General features: G+C 52.9%; 17 protein-coding genes. 13 read left to right on the forward strand and 4 right to left on the reverse strand.

Features of this window, described 5'->3' with window-relative positions; genetic code table 11:
- Positions 1-72 precede the first annotated feature (72 nt).
- A complete protein-coding gene (locus ACTQ34_RS03125) occupies positions 73-246 on the forward strand; it encodes a hypothetical protein (RefSeq protein WP_441362458.1) in 174 nt (57 codons plus the stop codon).
- Here the strand turns inward: ACTQ34_RS03125 and ACTQ34_RS03130 are convergent.
- Positions 206-346 (reverse strand): hypothetical protein, encoded by a 141-nt coding sequence (locus tag ACTQ34_RS03130; protein WP_441362459.1) that lies wholly within the window; start codon positions 344-346, stop codon positions 206-208. The two genes, ACTQ34_RS03125 and ACTQ34_RS03130, sit on opposite strands and share 41 nt — an antisense overlap.
- A 163-nt stretch (positions 347-509) precedes the next feature.
- Between ACTQ34_RS03130 and ACTQ34_RS03135 the strand changes: the two genes are divergently transcribed.
- The 3 genes from ACTQ34_RS03135 (at position 510) to ACTQ34_RS03145 (ending at position 3,283) form a co-directional block, all read left to right on the forward strand.
- Positions 510-860, forward strand: coding sequence for a helix-turn-helix domain-containing protein (locus ACTQ34_RS03135; RefSeq protein ID WP_441362460.1), 351 nt, complete (start codon positions 510-512; stop codon positions 858-860).
- A gap of 300 nt (positions 861-1,160) precedes the next feature.
- Entirely contained in the window at positions 1,161-2,069 is a 909-nt protein-coding gene (locus ACTQ34_RS03140) for a BRCT domain-containing protein (RefSeq protein ID WP_441362461.1), read from the forward strand.
- Between the two features lie 101 nt (positions 2,070-2,170).
- On the forward strand, positions 2,171-3,283 hold the full coding sequence (locus tag ACTQ34_RS03145) for a tyrosine-type recombinase/integrase (protein ID WP_441362462.1): 1,113 nt from the start codon (positions 2,171-2,173) through the stop codon (positions 3,281-3,283).
- A 397-nt stretch (positions 3,284-3,680) separates the two neighbouring features.
- On the opposite strand, the gene ACTQ34_RS03150 is transcribed toward ACTQ34_RS03145, so the two are convergent.
- Complete coding sequence (locus ACTQ34_RS03150) at positions 3,681-4,373, reverse strand: response regulator (protein ID WP_441362463.1); 693 nt, start codon at positions 4,371-4,373, stop codon at positions 3,681-3,683.
- Positions 4,374-4,390: 17 nt separating this feature from the next.
- Entirely contained in the window at positions 4,391-6,001 is a 1,611-nt protein-coding gene (locus tag ACTQ34_RS03155; protein ID WP_441362464.1) for an ATP-binding protein, read from the reverse strand.
- 192 nt (positions 6,002-6,193) lie between these two features.
- On the opposite strand from ACTQ34_RS03155, the gene ACTQ34_RS03160 reads away from it, so the two are divergent.
- From ACTQ34_RS03160 to ACTQ34_RS03200, 9 genes are all read left to right on the forward strand, one after another.
- Entirely contained in the window at positions 6,194-6,880 is a 687-nt protein-coding gene (locus ACTQ34_RS03160; protein WP_441362465.1) for a F0F1 ATP synthase subunit A, read from the forward strand.
- Positions 6,881-6,917: 37 nt separating this feature from the next.
- The gene (gene atpE, locus ACTQ34_RS03165) at positions 6,918-7,133 is read left to right on the forward strand and encodes an ATP synthase F0 subunit C (protein WP_373163965.1); all 216 of its coding nucleotides are present in this window, start codon (positions 6,918-6,920) and stop codon (positions 7,131-7,133) included.
- Positions 7,134-7,149: 16 nt separating this feature from the next.
- A complete protein-coding gene (gene atpF, locus ACTQ34_RS03170) occupies positions 7,150-7,641 on the forward strand; it encodes a F0F1 ATP synthase subunit B (RefSeq protein WP_441362466.1) in 492 nt (163 codons plus the stop codon).
- On the forward strand, positions 7,638-8,153 hold the full coding sequence (gene atpH / locus ACTQ34_RS03175; protein ID WP_441362467.1) for an ATP synthase F1 subunit delta: 516 nt from the start codon (positions 7,638-7,640) through the stop codon (positions 8,151-8,153). Before atpF ends, atpH begins: the two co-directional genes overlap by 4 nt.
- Before the next feature lie 6 nt (positions 8,154-8,159).
- Complete coding sequence (atpA, locus tag ACTQ34_RS03180; protein ID WP_441362468.1) at positions 8,160-9,668, forward strand: F0F1 ATP synthase subunit alpha; 1,509 nt, start codon at positions 8,160-8,162, stop codon at positions 9,666-9,668.
- Entirely contained in the window at positions 9,656-10,609 is a 954-nt protein-coding gene (gene atpG, locus ACTQ34_RS03185; RefSeq protein ID WP_441362469.1) for an ATP synthase F1 subunit gamma, read from the forward strand. Before atpA ends, atpG begins: the two co-directional genes overlap by 13 nt.
- 16 nt (positions 10,610-10,625) lie before the next feature.
- Positions 10,626-12,023 carry a F0F1 ATP synthase subunit beta gene (gene atpD, locus ACTQ34_RS03190; RefSeq protein WP_441362470.1) on the forward strand — a complete coding sequence of 466 codons (1,398 nt, stop codon included), beginning with the start codon at positions 10,626-10,628 and terminating at the stop codon, positions 12,021-12,023.
- Positions 12,023-12,424: an ATP synthase F1 subunit epsilon gene (atpC, locus tag ACTQ34_RS03195; RefSeq protein ID WP_441362471.1), complete on the forward strand. Its 402-nt coding sequence runs from the start codon at positions 12,023-12,025 to the stop codon at positions 12,422-12,424. The genes atpD and atpC overlap by 1 nt, the downstream gene beginning before the upstream one ends.
- Positions 12,425-12,655: 231 nt before the next feature.
- Positions 12,656-15,040, forward strand: a complete 2,385-nt coding sequence (locus ACTQ34_RS03200; RefSeq protein ID WP_441362472.1) for a phosphoketolase family protein — start codon at positions 12,656-12,658, stop codon at positions 15,038-15,040.
- On the opposite strand, the gene ACTQ34_RS03205 is transcribed toward ACTQ34_RS03200, so the two are convergent.
- Positions 14,985-15,277 (reverse strand): hypothetical protein (locus tag ACTQ34_RS03205; RefSeq protein ID WP_441362473.1); only part of this gene is annotated, 293 nt, incomplete at its 5' end. The genes ACTQ34_RS03200 and ACTQ34_RS03205 overlap by 56 nt on opposite strands.

Genomic DNA, 15,277 nt, shown 5'->3' on the forward strand with positions numbered 1-15,277 from the left:
CTCACCTCCCTATCGCTTCTTGCCCCTTCCCGTTGTGTGTGCTAATATGGAACGAGAAAGGAGGCAAAACTGATGCAAAATATTGATTTTGAGCAACTCCGCAAAGACGCACTGGAAAGCTGCACCGCAAACTTACCGGATGATAGCATTGGCCGGATGATCCAAAAGCAAGCTGAGCTTTCCTCGAAAGTCACAGCGGAAATGCTCAAGAAATATCACGCATTGCTCGATCAAGACAAGCAGTGATATTCTCCGCAACCTGATCCGCGATGATTTCTTGCCGCCCTTGCAAAGCTACAACAAGGGCGGCGACTTCCTCAGGCGTTGCTTTAACGATGATTTCCATCCCCTCTCACCTCCTTTCTGATATTTTATGATATATTAGTATTTCTGATATTTAATATAACTGATATTTTCTGATATGTCAATGTAATTTTTCATATTTTCAGATATTTCATTGCGACGCCTTCTAATATCAGTTAAACTAATATCAGTAAGGGGGCGAGTATGTGCGTATCATAAAGCAGTTGCGTAAAGAAGCAGGAATGAAACAATCTGAACTCGCCAAAATTCTTAATGTTGGGCAGTCTACTGTTTCTGGATGGGAAAATGGAACATTTGAACCAGACAGGAAAACATTGCGCAAAATAGCAAATCTGTTCAATGTTTCAACCGATTACCTGATTGGCAATACAAATATCAAAAACCCGCTCACATCCGAAGATATAAGCGGGTTAACGGAAAAGCAGATTAAGATTTTGGAAATGATGGATAATCTTCCTGAGCAGGATCAGGACGATTTGATTCAACAGGCGGAGTATCGAATTTGGCTAAAACAGCAGAAAGAATCTGGTCAGTGATTTCTGCGTCTGATTGAATCAGCAGTTCTTTCATTCGCTTTTGTCTTTCTGTCATCCTAACCCCTCCCAAAATCGAACAAGTGTTTGCATTTTCAATAATACACCACATCTTGGATTTTGGCAAGGGCAAATCAATATATTGCATATCATCAAAATATTGGTGTTCAATTTGGACACATAAAAAGCGCCCGTCCCAGTGCACCACCACCGGAACGGGCAAATATGGAGTGTTTCACACAGTCCTCCAACACCATTATACATGATTGGCTAAATTTGTCAATCTATCAGGGGGAATATCTTATGGAACAGGATTATCGTATGTTTACCGGCCCGGCTGAACTGCACAAGGCCATCAATACACTGCGTGGTATTGTCGCGGGCATTTCTACCGACGCAACCGTACAAGCCGATGAAATTGCAGAACTTGCGCACTGGTGCGCTTTACATGAGCCGCTGCGTGATAGACATCCCTTTTCCGAAATCATCCCCATCGTTGAAAACGCATGTGCTGATGGAGTAATTACTGATGAGGAAGCCAAAGACATTTTATGGGTGTGCAGCAGTTTCGCTTCCAGCGGCAAATACTATGATGAAATCACCTCGTCGATCCAATTTCTTGCAGGCATGATCCACGGCATGATGGCCGACTGCGATTTAAGCGATGCGGAACTTCATGCGCTTCAGTCGTGGATTGATGCAAATGATTTTCTGGCGGGTACTTATCCCTTTGATGAAATCAACAGCCTTTTGTCGTCTATCATGGCCGATGATGTCATCACCGAGACTGAACGGAATACCCTGCTTGCTTTTCTGAGCACAGTGATCGACTTTAAGGATTCCTTAAATCTGACGGAAAAGGAATTCCTCAATCTACGTAAAGAATATTCAGTGGCTGGCATCTGTGCTATTTGCCCGGAAATCACATTTGCAGATAAATCTTTTTGCTTTACAGGTGAATTCAACCGAGGGCAACGGAAAGAGATTGCGGCCAAAGTAACCGAACTGGGCGGCATAGCGAAATCCGCTGTTTCCGGTAAAACCGATTATCTTGTTGTCGGGAATGCTGGCAATCCGTGCTGGGCGTATGCCTGCTATGGTCGAAAAATCGAAGAAGCAATGAACCTGCGCAAGCAAGGCGCCCATGTTATAATCGTCAATGAGAACGACTTCTGGGATGCCGTTGACGACGCAGAAGCCGGTATCCTTTAACAACCCCGCAGACCACAACCGAACACTGTTTGTTGTGGTCTGCATTTTTACACCCGCTTAAACCGAACAAATGTTCCTATTTTAACTAAGGAGGAAACAAAATGCCCGAACAAGCCAAGAAAAAATACACCTACAAATACGTCAAGGCGATCACGGTCGGGCATAAGCCGGACGGCAAGCCGATTCGCAAATACATCCGCGAAAACAACAAGGCGATTTTCGAGCAAAAGGTGCGCTATTACCAAAACCTTAACGCTCGCGGCGTACAGATTGTCGGCCGGTCTCTCACGGTCGAGCAATGGGCATGGCAGTGGTACCACACCTACAAAGAGCCGAAAATTGGCGCAAGCCAGCGCATCACCTACGAGCGTATCATCAGGCTGTATATCGTCCCCGCAATCGGCGCAATGTCGGTCAGCGCGGTGCGGCCGTATCACCTGCAGCAGATCATCAGCGGCGCGGTCAACCACCAGACCGGCGCACCGCTTGCGCGCAGCAGCATGACCAAGATCATCTACACACTCAAGCAAATCTTTGAGCAAGCCGAAGCCAATGGATTGATCGAACTGACGCCTGCGCGCCGTCTGGAGAACACTGCAACCGCCAAACAGGTGCGCCGGGCATTGACCCGCGAGGAAGAAAAGATTTTCCGTGAGGTCGCAGCGACACACTGGGCGGGGCCGTGGGTGCTGCTCATGCTGGATTGTGGCCTGCGGCGCGGCGAAACCGTACCGATTGGCAAAGCCAACATCAAAGGCGACTTGCTTTGCATCCATGAATCGGTCAGCTATGCGGACACCAACCACGGCACGAAAAAGGCGACCAAGACGGCCGCAGGCGAACGTAAGGTGCCGCTGCCGCCCGAGCTGAAAAAGCGGCTGGACAAGTCAGGCAAATACTTCTTCCACAACGCGGACGGCAGCATGATGAGCATGACCAAAATGCGGCACATGTGGACGTACTTTTTCCGCGCCTGCGACCGGGCCGCTGGAGCCAAAACCGAGCGCAATCGCATCGTCGAGCACGCACTCGATCCAGCGATCACGCCCCACTACCTGCGACACACCTACTGTACCAACCTGCGCCGCAAGGGTGTCGACTTGAAAACCGCACAGTACCTTATGGGGCACGCCAGCATCACCACCACGGCGAATATCTACGACCACGTTGACGAGGAGGATCTGAAAGCCCTGCGCCTGTTCGATGCAGAATAAAGTTGCAAAACTGTTGCAAATCGTCTAAAGCTGACCTCTGTTTTTCCCGCATCCTGCCTTGCGTTTCCCCCGTTTTCGATGGGCTCCCTTTTAAGCAGGGTGTCCGGGGTTCGAATCCCCGCTGGGTCACCAGAATAAAAGTCTGCGCAATCCTTTGGATTGTGCAGGCTTTTTCTTTTTCTGCGCACGTTCCAAAGCATCAGAACCCAAGGCACCAAGCGTCAGACCATTTCGTTTCATTCCTATTGTTTACACAGCCAAAGGGGCTTGCTGTCTGTAAAACGCAGGCAGCAAGCCCCTTCGGCTTCATCTTGATATAAAATGCATCCGATTGACCATGGCAGGACGCTCTTTCAAAGCTCCTATCCTGTCTTGCCGGTCAAGCATATATGAATGGCTAACCTGACTCAGGCAGACTGCGGTATACGATGCACGGGCGGCCGCCGGTACTGTAATCCATTTCGCTTTCGACGATATTCTGTTCTGATAAGTAGTTCATATAGCGGCGCACGGTAACAACCGACAGGCCTACATGCGAAGCAATGTCATCACTGGTATGCGTTTCTTCGGGTTTGGAGCGGAGATAGTGTTTGATTCTCTCAAGCGTCTGGGCTTGCAGTCCTTTCGGCGGTACGGAAGAAACTGCAGAAAGATTGCCGTGAGCATTGGAAAACAGCGCGCGATCCAATAAACCCTGACTAATGGTACCGTTTTGTATCGCCTCACGTCGCTGACAAAAGTGTTCCAGCGCCAGTTGAAAACGCTCATATGCAAACGGCTTGACCAAATAGTCGATTACCCCCAGCCGCATCATTGTCTGAACTGTTTCCGCGTCGTTTGCAGAAGTAACCATGATAACATCCGCATTCACTCCTTTTACCCGGAGGATGCGCAACAATTCTGATCCGTTCATCTGCGGCATGAACACATCCAGCACAATCAAATCAACCGCATGATTCTGCAAATAAACCAGCGCAGGATTGGCTGAAGAAAAAGTTTTAACGACAGTAAAACGGGGATCCAGATCAATATAGCGTGCATTTAGACGGGTGATAATAGGATCATCCTCAATAATTACGGCGGTATACATAATGCCTCCTGCTCTTTTTAATAGGGGTCGACAACGGTAATGATAAACGATGTTCCAACCCCAAGTTCGGATTCAACCCGGATGGCGCCATGATAGGACGAAACCATGTCCTGTACCAAAGACAGACCGGTGCCGTGTCCATGCCCCTTGGTGGAATACCCTCGTTTAAAAATGCGCTGGACGGTTTCAGAGGACATACCGGGACCGGTGTCGTCTACACTGATCAACAGGCCATGCCCACCATCCTGAATGCTGACTGTGACCTCTCGAGGGGCGGAATCCGGTACATTCCGTAGTGCGTCAAATGCATTTTCCGTGAGATTCCCAATGACAGTTACCAGTCCTCCGGCAGGCATATATCGGTTATCCACACCGAGATGGCTGGACGGCGTGAGCACAAACCGGATGCCAAGTTCCGCTGCGCGGTAGGCTTTGCCGATCAAAAGCGCGGCGATTGAGGGTTCATGAATTCGGTCCGAGATAAAGCTGATGGACTGCGCGCGTGTTTGCGTAATTTGCAGTACATAGTCCTCTGCTTGTTTTATTTCACCAAGCTGCAGCAGACCCAGAATCACATGAAGCTTATTGGTGAATTCATGCGTATAGGAGCGCAGTGCTTCTAAGATATGGCGCACACCGGTCAGATCCTGTGCCAATTGAATGACTTCGGTACGGTTGCGAAAAATCGCAACTGCGCCCTCAATTTTTCCATTGCGCCAAAGCGGAATACGGTCAGAAAGGACGGCGATATGTTTAATCGATTCCAGACTGACGTTATATTCCGGACAACCGGTCTCCATAACACGCGCCATGGTAGAACGGGGATAGAACGTGCTGAGTAGTTGGCCGAGTGCGTCCTGCTGGGTCGTCTTGAGCATATCGGCGGCAACCTGATTGAGATACGTGATGCGTCCGGTTAGATCGATGGCCAGCAGCCCTTCATCCAGCGCGTTCAGGATATCGCTGCGTTGCAGAAAGAGACGGCGGAAGGCATCCGGCTCGTAGCCGAGCAGTTCCTGCTTGATGTGTCGGGTCAGGCGCAGACTGAGCAGATTACCGAGCATGAGCGCAGCGACGGCGATGAACAGGTGCACCGCAAGGGTGCGCAACAAGGTCTGGTGAATGGACTGTATATAGATCGCTGCCATGGTAAAGCCGCTCACCTGGCCGTTATTGTCGTAAATCGCGGCGTATGCACATCGGTCCGCATTGGCGGGCGCTTCATGGTTATACAGCAGCGTTGTTCCGCCCGACTGGAAATAGGAGAGAATATCTGCACTCAATGTGGACAGCCCGGACAGTTCGCTGGAATCTGAGTCGAGATCATAAAATGCGATGGGAGTGCCCGCGGCATTGTAAACCGCAAAAACGTCAATGTTGGGGACCTCGCGCACCGTGTGCTCGACATATTGCTGCAGCCGTTCCGCATTGTTCTCTTCCGTCAGCAGCGAGGTGCCTGCCGCCACTTGAACCGCGCTCAAGAGCACCTGATCACGTACTTTGGCATCTTGCTTCAAGCTGAGCCATAGGCTCGCGCTAAAGGCCAACAGCAGGGTAACACCAATGCAAACCACCAAAATCCTTCGGATTTGCCCATATAACTGCACTGATGGGGTGTTGCATTCCATCAACACTCCCCTCCTTTTTCGTTTTTTTCTATCATAACATAATTGGCGAAACGCATCAAATTAAATCAGGCACCAACGACAGAAACCGGCATTTTGCGCATTTTGTTTTTTTTACTTTCGTAAGGTAACGTTTTAGCGGTACTACCGTTATAATAGGGCACAAAGTTAAAAAATAAAAAGGGGTGATACCTGTTGGAGGCAATCAAAGCGGAGCTCAATGCGCAGCTGCAAACACATACGGCGTTTGAAATCCCACTGTTCGGCGGAATACCGGTACCGGAATCCACAGTCGTTACATGGGCGATCATGCTTGTGCTCACGCTCGCAGCAATCTGGCTGACACATGGGATGCGCAAAAAGCCCGGACGACGACAGATGGCCGCAGAGATGCTGGTTGGTTTTATCAACAACTTTTGCCGCGATTCGCTCGGCGAGGCCCATTGGCACACATTCGCACCGTATCTGGGCACGGTCGGCCTGTATCTGGCTCTGGCAAATGTGTCCGGCCTGTTTGGCGTTGCTCCGCCGACAAAGGACCTGAACGTTACAGCCGGTTTGGCGCTGATGAGTGCAGTGTTAATCTACGGCGCGCAATTCCGTTATCACGGATTGGGCGGCGGGCTGAAAAAGTTCGGCGAGCCGGTGGCAATTGTGGCGCCGCTCAACATTATGGAGATCGGCATCCGCCCATTGTCGCTTTGTATGCGTCTGTTCGGCAACATTTTCGCGGGCTTTGTTATCATGGAGCTCATCAAACTGGCCGTCCCGGCCATCATACCGATTCCGTTCAGTCTGTATTTCGACGTGTTTGACGGCATGATTCAGGCAATCGTGTTTGTCTTTTTGACAACGCTGTTCCTTGCGGAATCAATCGAGTAATCAACTTTTAGCAACAAAAATTTAGGAGGAAATAAAAATGGGTATTGCAATTGGCGCGGGTATCGCGGTTCTGACTGGTCTTGGCGCAGGTATCGGTATTGGTTTTGCTACGGGCAAGTCTTCTGAGGCAATCGCACGGCAGCCGGAATCTGCCGGCCAGATCAGCAAAAATCTGATTCTCGGCTGTGCACTGGCTGAGGCGACCGCGATTTACGGCTTTCTGATTGGTATCCTGCTCATCTTCATGGGCTGATCGGGGGCGTTATCGGATGATCCTGAATCTGAACGCTCAAATTATATGGGTATTCGTCAATCTGCTGGTTCTGCTCCTGCTGATGAAGAAATTCCTTTTCGGGCCGGTCACCAAAATGCTGGATGATCGGGCGCAAAGCGTGTCTGATACCATCGACCAGGCGAAAAGCCGTCTGGCCGATGCCGAACAGCGCAAGGCGGAATCCGACCGCCAGCTGGCGCAGACCCAAGAGGAGGCGGCGCGCATTATTGCCGCTGCCAAGCAACGCGGGGAGAGAGAGTATGCGCGCCGCATTGCCGAGGCCGAGCAGGCCGTACAGCGACTCAATGCGCAGGCCGCGCAGCAGCGCGAAGCAGACCGCGCGGCTATGCTGGCGGATGCCAAAAAGCAAATTGCGGCACTGGTGCTGCTGACTACGGCCAAGGTTTCTCAATGCCGCTTGGATGCGGATACGGATCGCACCATGCTGGATTCTTTCCTGCAGGAGGAAGCGGGTGACGCACTATGAGCACGGTGGCGGCCCGCTATGCTGCTGCGCTGCGGGAGTCCGGCTGTACGCTGGAGGAACTGCGGCGAACCGCAGACTATCTGACCGATTGTGCACCGCTGTGGGAGGCGCTCTGCAGCCCAGCGGTGGAAGTGCGGGAAAAGCACGCCGTGCTCGACCGTCTCCCGGACTTTACCGCGCACGACAAACTGCTGCATTTCTATAAACTGCTGGCGGAAAAAGGCCGGATGGAACTGCTTCCTGAAATCGTGAAGGCATATCGCCTGCTGGAACTGCATGCAAACAAGGAAGGTCTGTGCACGCTGCGCTGTGCCCGCGAACTGGACGATGCTCAGCTGGGCGAACTGGCACGGCTGTTGTGCCGCAAGCATGGCTATCAGGCAATGACGATGGAAATTGTAATCGACCCAGCGGTGCTGGGTGGTTTTGTCGCCGAACTGGACGGCGTTACCTATGATAAGAGTGTAGGCGGGCAGCTTCATGCACTGGCGCAAAGCCTGCAAAAGGGGTGAAAATTGTTGAACCATTCTGATGAAATTATATCCATTCTCCGCGAGGAGATTGAACAATATGATAATCGTACCCGCCGGGATGAAACCGGCACGGTGCTCGAAATCGGCGACGGCATCGCAACGGTTTACGGTCTGGGCCGCGCAGTATACGGCGAGCTGGTGGAATTTGAAACCGGAGTGCGCGGCGTCGTACTCGGACTGGAGCGGGACAGCGTAGGCGTTGTCCTTCTTGGCAGCGAAACCGGGCTGCATGAAGGCTCACAGGTTCGGCGCACCGGTCGCGCGGCAGACGTACCGGTCGGTGATGCGATGCTCGGCCGAACGGTCAATGCCCTGGGTGAACCGATCGACGGTCTGGGACCGATCGCCTGCACCGAGACACGCCCAATTGAACGCGAAGCACCGGGCGTCGTCACACGCGAACCGGTCAACCAGCCGCTGCAAACCGGTATTTTGGCAATTGATGCGATGGTGCCGATTGGCCGCGGCCAGCGTGAGCTGATTATTGGCGACCGACAGACCGGCAAGACTTCGATTGCAGTCGATGCCATTCTGAACCAGAAGGGCCAAAACGTAATCTGCATCTATGTTGCGATTGGCCAGAAGGCATCTACGGTTGCTAAGCTGCGTGGCACGCTGGAGAAACACGGCGCGCTGGAATACAGCATTATTCTTTCAGCAACCGCAGCCGATTCCGCACCGCAGCAGTATATTGCGCCTTATGCGGGAGCGGCGATCGGCGAATATTTTATGGAAAAAGGCCGAGACGTGCTGATTGTCTACGACGACCTGACCAAGCATGCAGTCGCCTACCGAACCCTGTCGCTGCTGCTGCGCCGCTCACCCGGTCGCGAGGCGTATCCGGGCGATGTATTCTATCTGCATTCGCGTCTGCTCGAACGCGCCTGCCATCTGACCGAAAAATACGGCGGCGGATCAATGACCGCGCTGCCCATTATTGAAACGCAGGCGGGCGACGTTTCCGCTTACATCCCTACCAATGTCATTTCGATTACGGATGGACAGATTTATCTGGAAAACGATCTGTTCTTTGCGGGTCAGCGTCCGGCAGTCAACGTGGGTCTGTCGGTTTCCCGTGTGGGTGGTGCTGCACAGACCAAGGCAGTCAAGAAAACAGCCGGCACGCTGCGTATCGACTTGGCTCGCTTCCGCGAGCTGGAAGTATTCACCCAATTCAGTTCGGATTTGGATAAGGATACTCGTCGAACGCTTGCCCACGGCAAACACTTGATGGAGATTTTGAAACAGCCGCTCTGCCACCCGTTGCAGGTATGGCAGCAGGCGGTTATCCTGTACGTTGCGACGAGCGGCCTGCTTTCCGATGTTCCTCTTGATCGTGTCAACCAGTTTGTCCACGATTTTGCTGACAGCCTGCCCGATGCCCTAACAAGTGAGATCCAGTCCACCGGTACCCTGACCGGCACGGCAGCAGAACAGATCCGCGAAGCGCTGGAAGCATATAAAAAGCAGGTGGGTGCGGCATGGCAGGAATAAAAGAGATCCGCACGCATATCAACAGTGTACAGCAGACGCTTAAGATCACCAATGCAATGTATCTGATCTCGTCCTCCAAGCTGCGCAAAGCGCGGCAGCAGCTCAATAACGTGGAGCCGTACTTTTTGAAGATCACATCCACGATCTCAGATATTCTGCATCGTTCGCCTGAAATTGAACACATATATTTTGACAAGCGGGAAGATGTAGCGGAACACAAAGTAGGATTTATCGTTATTACCGGAGACAAGGGCCTGGCTGGCGCTTATAATCCCAATGTTCTGCGTCTGGCAGAGGAACACTTGGCGAAAGTTGCGCATCCGACTCTTTTCCTGATAGGACAGACGGGGCGCAGCTATTTTGCCGCGCGCAACATCCCGATTGACGGCGAGTTTATGTATACCGCGCAGGACCCGACGGTTTCGCGGGCACGCGATATTGCGGATACTTTTATCCGATTATTCCGTACACGGGAGCTTGACGAGGTCTATGTGGTCTATACCGAAATGGTCTCGCCGGTTCGGCTTGAGCCTAAGGTGCGCAAGCTGCTGCCGCTGGATATTGACGCCTTCCAATGGGAGCCGCGGCAGGGCGAGGATGGCCCATACCGACAGACGGTTACCTATGTGCCCTCGGCTGACCGAGTACTCAGTCAGGTCGTACCAGCCTATGTCAAGGGCACGCTGTTCGGTACGCTGGTCGAATCCTTCTGCTCGGAGCAGAACGCCCGTATGACGGCGATGGACACCTCAACCGATAATGCGCGTGATATGCTCAAGACGCTTTCACTGCGCTATAACCGTGCGCGCCAAGCGGCCATTACGCAGGAAATTACCGAAATTGTAGGCGGCGCCCAAGCCAAAGATAATGACCTGCCGCAGCACCGGCAGCAAAAGCCGGTACGCGTCATTCGCTTCCTGGCGGATGGCAGTCGCGCATAGAAAGCGAGGAAACAATATGGAGCAAACAGGCATCATAGTGCGGGTGGCCGGCCCGGTCGTTGATGTGGAATTTGACGGCGGCCGCCTGCCTGAAATCAATGAGGCTCTCTCCGTTACAGTCGGAGACGAGAAACGAACCATGGAGGTTGCACAGCATATCGGCGGCGATACAGTCCGCTGCATCATGCTCTCCCCCAGCGAAGGACTTGGCCGAGGCGACAAGGTGAACGCTACCGGGCATCCTATCCGCGTTCCGGTCGGCGAAGGCACGCTGGGACGCATGTTTAATGTATTGGGCGATCCGATCGATGAGAAGGGCGCAGTAGATACCGCGGAGCATTGGTCGATCCATCGGGATCCCCCGCCCTTCGAACAGCAAAATCCTACCACTGAGATTCTGGAAACCGGCATTAAGGTAATCGACCTGCTGGCGCCGTATGCGCGCGGCGGCAAGATCGGCCTGTTCGGCGGCGCAGGTGTCGGTAAAACCGTTCTGATTCAGGAGCTGATCCACAACATTGCCACCGAGCACGGCGGTTATTCAATTTTTACCGGCGTGGGCGAGCGTACACGAGAAGGCAACGATTTGTGGCGCGAAATGGGCGAATCAGGCGTTTTGAACAAGACCGCTCTGATTTTCGGCCAGATGAACGAGTCTCCCGGCGCGCGTATGCGCGTTGCGCTGACCGGCCTTACCATGGCGGAATATTTCCGCGACTGTCAGAAGCAGAATGTTCTGCTGTTTATCGATAACATTTTCCGGTATGTGCAAGCAGGCTCCGAGGTTTCGGCCCTGATGGGCCGTATGCCGAGCGCGGTCGGCTATCAGCCGACGCTGGCAGACGAAGTCGGTGCACTGCAGGAACGTATTACCTCGACCCGCGACGGCGCAATTACCTCGGTGCAGGCAGTCTATGTCCCTGCGGACGACCTGACCGACCCCGCGCCGGCCACCACCTTCTCGCATCTGGATGCAACGACCGTGCTGTCGCGTAAGATTGCAGAACAGGGTATTTATCCCGCAGTCGATCCGCTGGAATCCACTTCCCGTATTCTGGAGCCGGATGTACTCGGCAACCGGCATTACACGGTGGCACGCGGCGCACAGGAGCTTTTGCAGCGCTATCGCGAATTGCAGGACATTATTGCCATTCTGGGCATGGAAGAGCTCAGCGCGGATGACCGTAAGACGGTAGACCGTGCACGCCGCATGCAGCAGTACTTCTCGCAGCCATTCTTTGTAGCCGAGCCCTTTACCGGTCTGGAAGGACGTTACGTAAAGCTGGAACAGACGTTGAGCGGCTTTGAGGCATTGCTGGGCGGCGAGCTGGACGAGTATCCCGAGTCTGCCTTTGCCATGGTCGGCACAGTGGACGAGGTTCGCGAAAAAGCGCGCACGCAAGGGGCGGTTTAATGGATAACCTGTTTTATTTGGAAATTATCACGCCGGAAAAGCAGTTTTATGTCGGGCCCGCTGAGGGACTGGTGATCCCTGCGATTGACGGCTTATATGGTGTGCAGCCCGGTCACGAACCGGTCGTGACTGCGATTGAGCCGGGCATTGCCCGCTTTCAAGTGAACGGCGTTTGGCAGGAAGTCGTAGTCAGCGACGGGCTTGCCGAAATTATGCCGGATTACACGATTCTTTTGGTGTCAAGCGCCGAGCGTCCCGACGAAATTGACCGTGCACGAGCTGAACGCGCGAAAGAGCGCGCCGAGGAACGGCTGCGCCAGCAGCAAAGCGTACGCGAATACCATCTCTCCAAGGCTGCGCTTGCCCGTGCCATGGCGCGTTTGCGCGCACGGCCCAAGTAAACAGGCTGTGGTAACAGCTTGTTGTTTACAGAAAAGCAACCGTAATCTGCGCGGAGAAAACCACGTTCCCAACAGGTATTGTGAAATTATTCACAATAAATAAAAATGAGAATTTTACGTCTAAAAAGATTGTTAAATTTTTAATTATAAAAATCTGGCCTGCTGCGCAACAGTGGTATACAATAATATCGAAAGCAAAAAGCATTGCAGGTAAGAAAGGGGAATTCATAAATGGAAGGCAACACCAACGCTGTATGCGAGGAAAAAGGTGCACTGACCGACAAGTTGCTGCACAAGATGGACGCATACTGGCGTGCAGCCAATTACTTGGCAGCAGGCCAGCTTTATCTGCTCGATAACCCGCTGCTGCGGGAACCTTTGACGATGGATCAGATCAAAAAGAAGATCGTTGGACATTGGGGTACCGTACCGGGGCAGAACTTTGTATATGTCCACCTCAATCGTGCCATCAAGCGATATGACTTGGATTTGATCCTGCTGTCCGGACCGGGACACGGCGGCAACTTCTTCGTTGCCAATACTTATCTGGAAGGCACATACAGCGAGGTTTATCCCAATGTGAGCGAGGATACCGAGGGAATGAAGCGCCTGTTCAAGCAGTTCTCTTTCCCGGGCGGTATTGCCAGCCACGTCGCGCCGGAAACGCCGGGTTCGATCAATGAAGGCGGCGAGTTGGGTTACTCCATTGCGCACGCATTCGGCGCAGTGTTTGATAATCCGGATCTGATCGCAGCCGTTACGGTTGGCGACGGAGAGGCGGAGACGGGACCGCTGGCAACCTCGTGGCAGTCCAATAAGTTCCTCAATCCGATTACGGATGGCGCGGTTTTGCCGATCCTGCATCTGAACGGATATAAAATTTCCAATCCGACCATCTTCTCCCGCATCTCGCATGAAGAATTGCAGAAGTATTTCGAGGGATGCGGCTGGAAACCCTATTTTGTCGAGGGCGACGACCCGATGACGATGCACAAAAAGATGGCCGAAACCCTCGATCAGGTGGTAGAGGAAATCCTTGCGATCCAGAAACATGCCCGTGAAACCGGCGACGCGACACGCCCTGTGTGGCCGATGATCGTGCTGCGCACGCCCAAGGGCTGGACCGGTCCTAAGGTGGTGGACGGCCAGCAGATCGAAGGCAGCTTCCGCGCGCATCAGGTGCCGATCATGATGGATAAGCCTGAGCACCTGCAGATTCTGAACGACTGGTTGCACAGCTACCACCCGGAAGAGCTGTTTGACGAAAACGGCCGCTTGATTCCGGAACTGCGCGAACTTGCCCCCAAGGGTGACCATCGCATCGGTGCCAATCCGCATGCCAACGGCGGACTGCTGCTGCGCGATCTGCGTCTGCCGGATTTCCGGGATTATGCATTCAATGTCCCGGCGCCGGGCGCTGTCGAAGGACAGGATATGATCGAACTGGGCGCCTATGTGCGGGATGTATTCAAGCTCAACGAGAGCAGCCGCAATTTCCGTGCATTTGGACCGGACGAAACCATGTCCAACCGTCTGTCGCATATCTTTGAGGTCACGAACCGCGACTGGAACGCAGAGAAGCTGGACACGGATGAATTTCTGGCAACCGATGGCCGTGTCATGGATGGTATGCTTTCTGAGCATATGTGCGAGGGCTGGCTGGAAGGCTATCTGCTGACGGGCCGTCATGGTTTCTTCGCCAGCTATGAAGCATTTATCCGTATCATCGATTCGATGGCGGCGCAGCACGCCAAGTGGCTCAAGGTATGCAATCAGCTTCCCTGGAGACAGAAAATTGCCTCGCTCAATCTCATCTTGGCGTCCAACGTATGGCAGCAGGACCACAATGGTTTTACCCATCAGGACCCGGGCTTCCTGGATCATATCGCAAACAAGAAGGCCGACGTTGTGCGTCTGTATCTGCCGCCGGATGCAAACTGCCTGCTCAGCTGCTTTGATCACTGCATCAAGAGCCGCAACTATGTCAACGTAATTGTTGCCAGCAAGCATCCGCGTCCGCAGTGGCTGACGATGGAACAGGCCGTGAAGCATTGCACGCAGGGTATCGGCATCTGGGATTGGGCTTCGAACGATCAGGGCGCCGAGCCGGATATCGTAATGGCTTGCTGTGGCGAAACCCCGACGCTGGAAACCCTTGCGGCTGTATCCATTCTGCGCAAGGAACTGCCGGAGGTCAAGGTTCGTGTCATCAATGTGGTGGACCTGATGAAGCTACAGCCTGCCACCGAGCATCCACATGGTCTGACCGACGCAGAATATGATATGCTGTTTACCAAGGATAAGCCCATTATTTTTGCTTTCCATGGTTATCCGACTTTGGTGCATGAACTGACCTATCGCCGTCACAATCGTCATCTGCATGTACGCGGCTATAAGGAGGAAGGCACGATCACGACTCCGTTCGATATGCGTGTGCAGAATGATATCGACCGCTTCCATCTGGTACAGGATGCAATGCTGCGCCTGCCTCAGCTTGGCAACCGTGGCGCTTATCTGTATCAGAAAATGAGCGACAAACTGGTTGAGCACAAGCAGTATATCACAGAATACGGAATCGATATGCCCGAGATTCGTGACTGGAAATGGGATAACTGATTGGCTTTCTCAATCCATGCTTGCAGAAAACCTGAAAAGGGCGTGCCGCAGCCTTCATGTGGTAGCCGTCAGGCAGACAATAAAAAATAGTTAATACCAGCAGCACGCTTTCCAGCGTGCTGCTGGTCAGTCTGTCGAAAAAGTCCAGCAAAAGCTGGGCTTTTTCGTTTGAGCGCGGTAAAATAGGAATAGGTGGTGAGAGCAATGCTGGAACGAGGAAAAATGGATCGGGATGTA

The sequence above is a fragment of the Agathobaculum sp. LCP25S3_E8 genome, assembly GCF_052117165.1.
Classification (GTDB): domain Bacteria; phylum Bacillota; class Clostridia; order Oscillospirales; family Butyricicoccaceae; genus Agathobaculum.

What these genes read in the sequence shown, in the direction of transcription:
- ACTQ34_RS03200 (WP_441362472.1), top strand. Translation starts at nt 12,656, where the DNA reads ATGGAAGGCAACACCAACGCTGTATGCGAGGAAAAAGGTGCACTGACC.
- ACTQ34_RS03150 (WP_441362463.1), bottom strand. Translation starts at nt 4,373, where the DNA reads ATGTATACCGCCGTAATTATTGAGGATGATCCTATTATCACCCGTCTA.
- atpF (WP_441362466.1), top strand. Translation starts at nt 7,150, where the DNA reads ATGATCCTGAATCTGAACGCTCAAATTATATGGGTATTCGTCAATCTG.
- ACTQ34_RS03130 (WP_441362459.1), bottom strand. Translation starts at nt 346, where the DNA reads ATGGAAATCATCGTTAAAGCAACGCCTGAGGAAGTCGCCGCCCTTGTT.
- atpC (WP_441362471.1), top strand. Translation starts at nt 12,023, where the DNA reads ATGGATAACCTGTTTTATTTGGAAATTATCACGCCGGAAAAGCAGTTT.
- ACTQ34_RS03145 (WP_441362462.1), top strand. Translation starts at nt 2,171, where the DNA reads ATGCCCGAACAAGCCAAGAAAAAATACACCTACAAATACGTCAAGGCG.
- atpE (WP_373163965.1), top strand. Translation starts at nt 6,918, where the DNA reads ATGGGTATTGCAATTGGCGCGGGTATCGCGGTTCTGACTGGTCTTGGC.
- ACTQ34_RS03125 (WP_441362458.1), top strand. Translation starts at nt 73, where the DNA reads ATGCAAAATATTGATTTTGAGCAACTCCGCAAAGACGCACTGGAAAGC.
- atpD (WP_441362470.1), top strand. Translation starts at nt 10,626, where the DNA reads ATGGAGCAAACAGGCATCATAGTGCGGGTGGCCGGCCCGGTCGTTGAT.
- atpG (WP_441362469.1), top strand. Translation starts at nt 9,656, where the DNA reads ATGGCAGGAATAAAAGAGATCCGCACGCATATCAACAGTGTACAGCAG.
- atpH (WP_441362467.1), top strand. Translation starts at nt 7,638, where the DNA reads ATGAGCACGGTGGCGGCCCGCTATGCTGCTGCGCTGCGGGAGTCCGGC.
- ACTQ34_RS03140 (WP_441362461.1), top strand. Translation starts at nt 1,161, where the DNA reads ATGGAACAGGATTATCGTATGTTTACCGGCCCGGCTGAACTGCACAAG.
- ACTQ34_RS03155 (WP_441362464.1), bottom strand. Translation starts at nt 6,001, where the DNA reads ATGGAATGCAACACCCCATCAGTGCAGTTATATGGGCAAATCCGAAGG.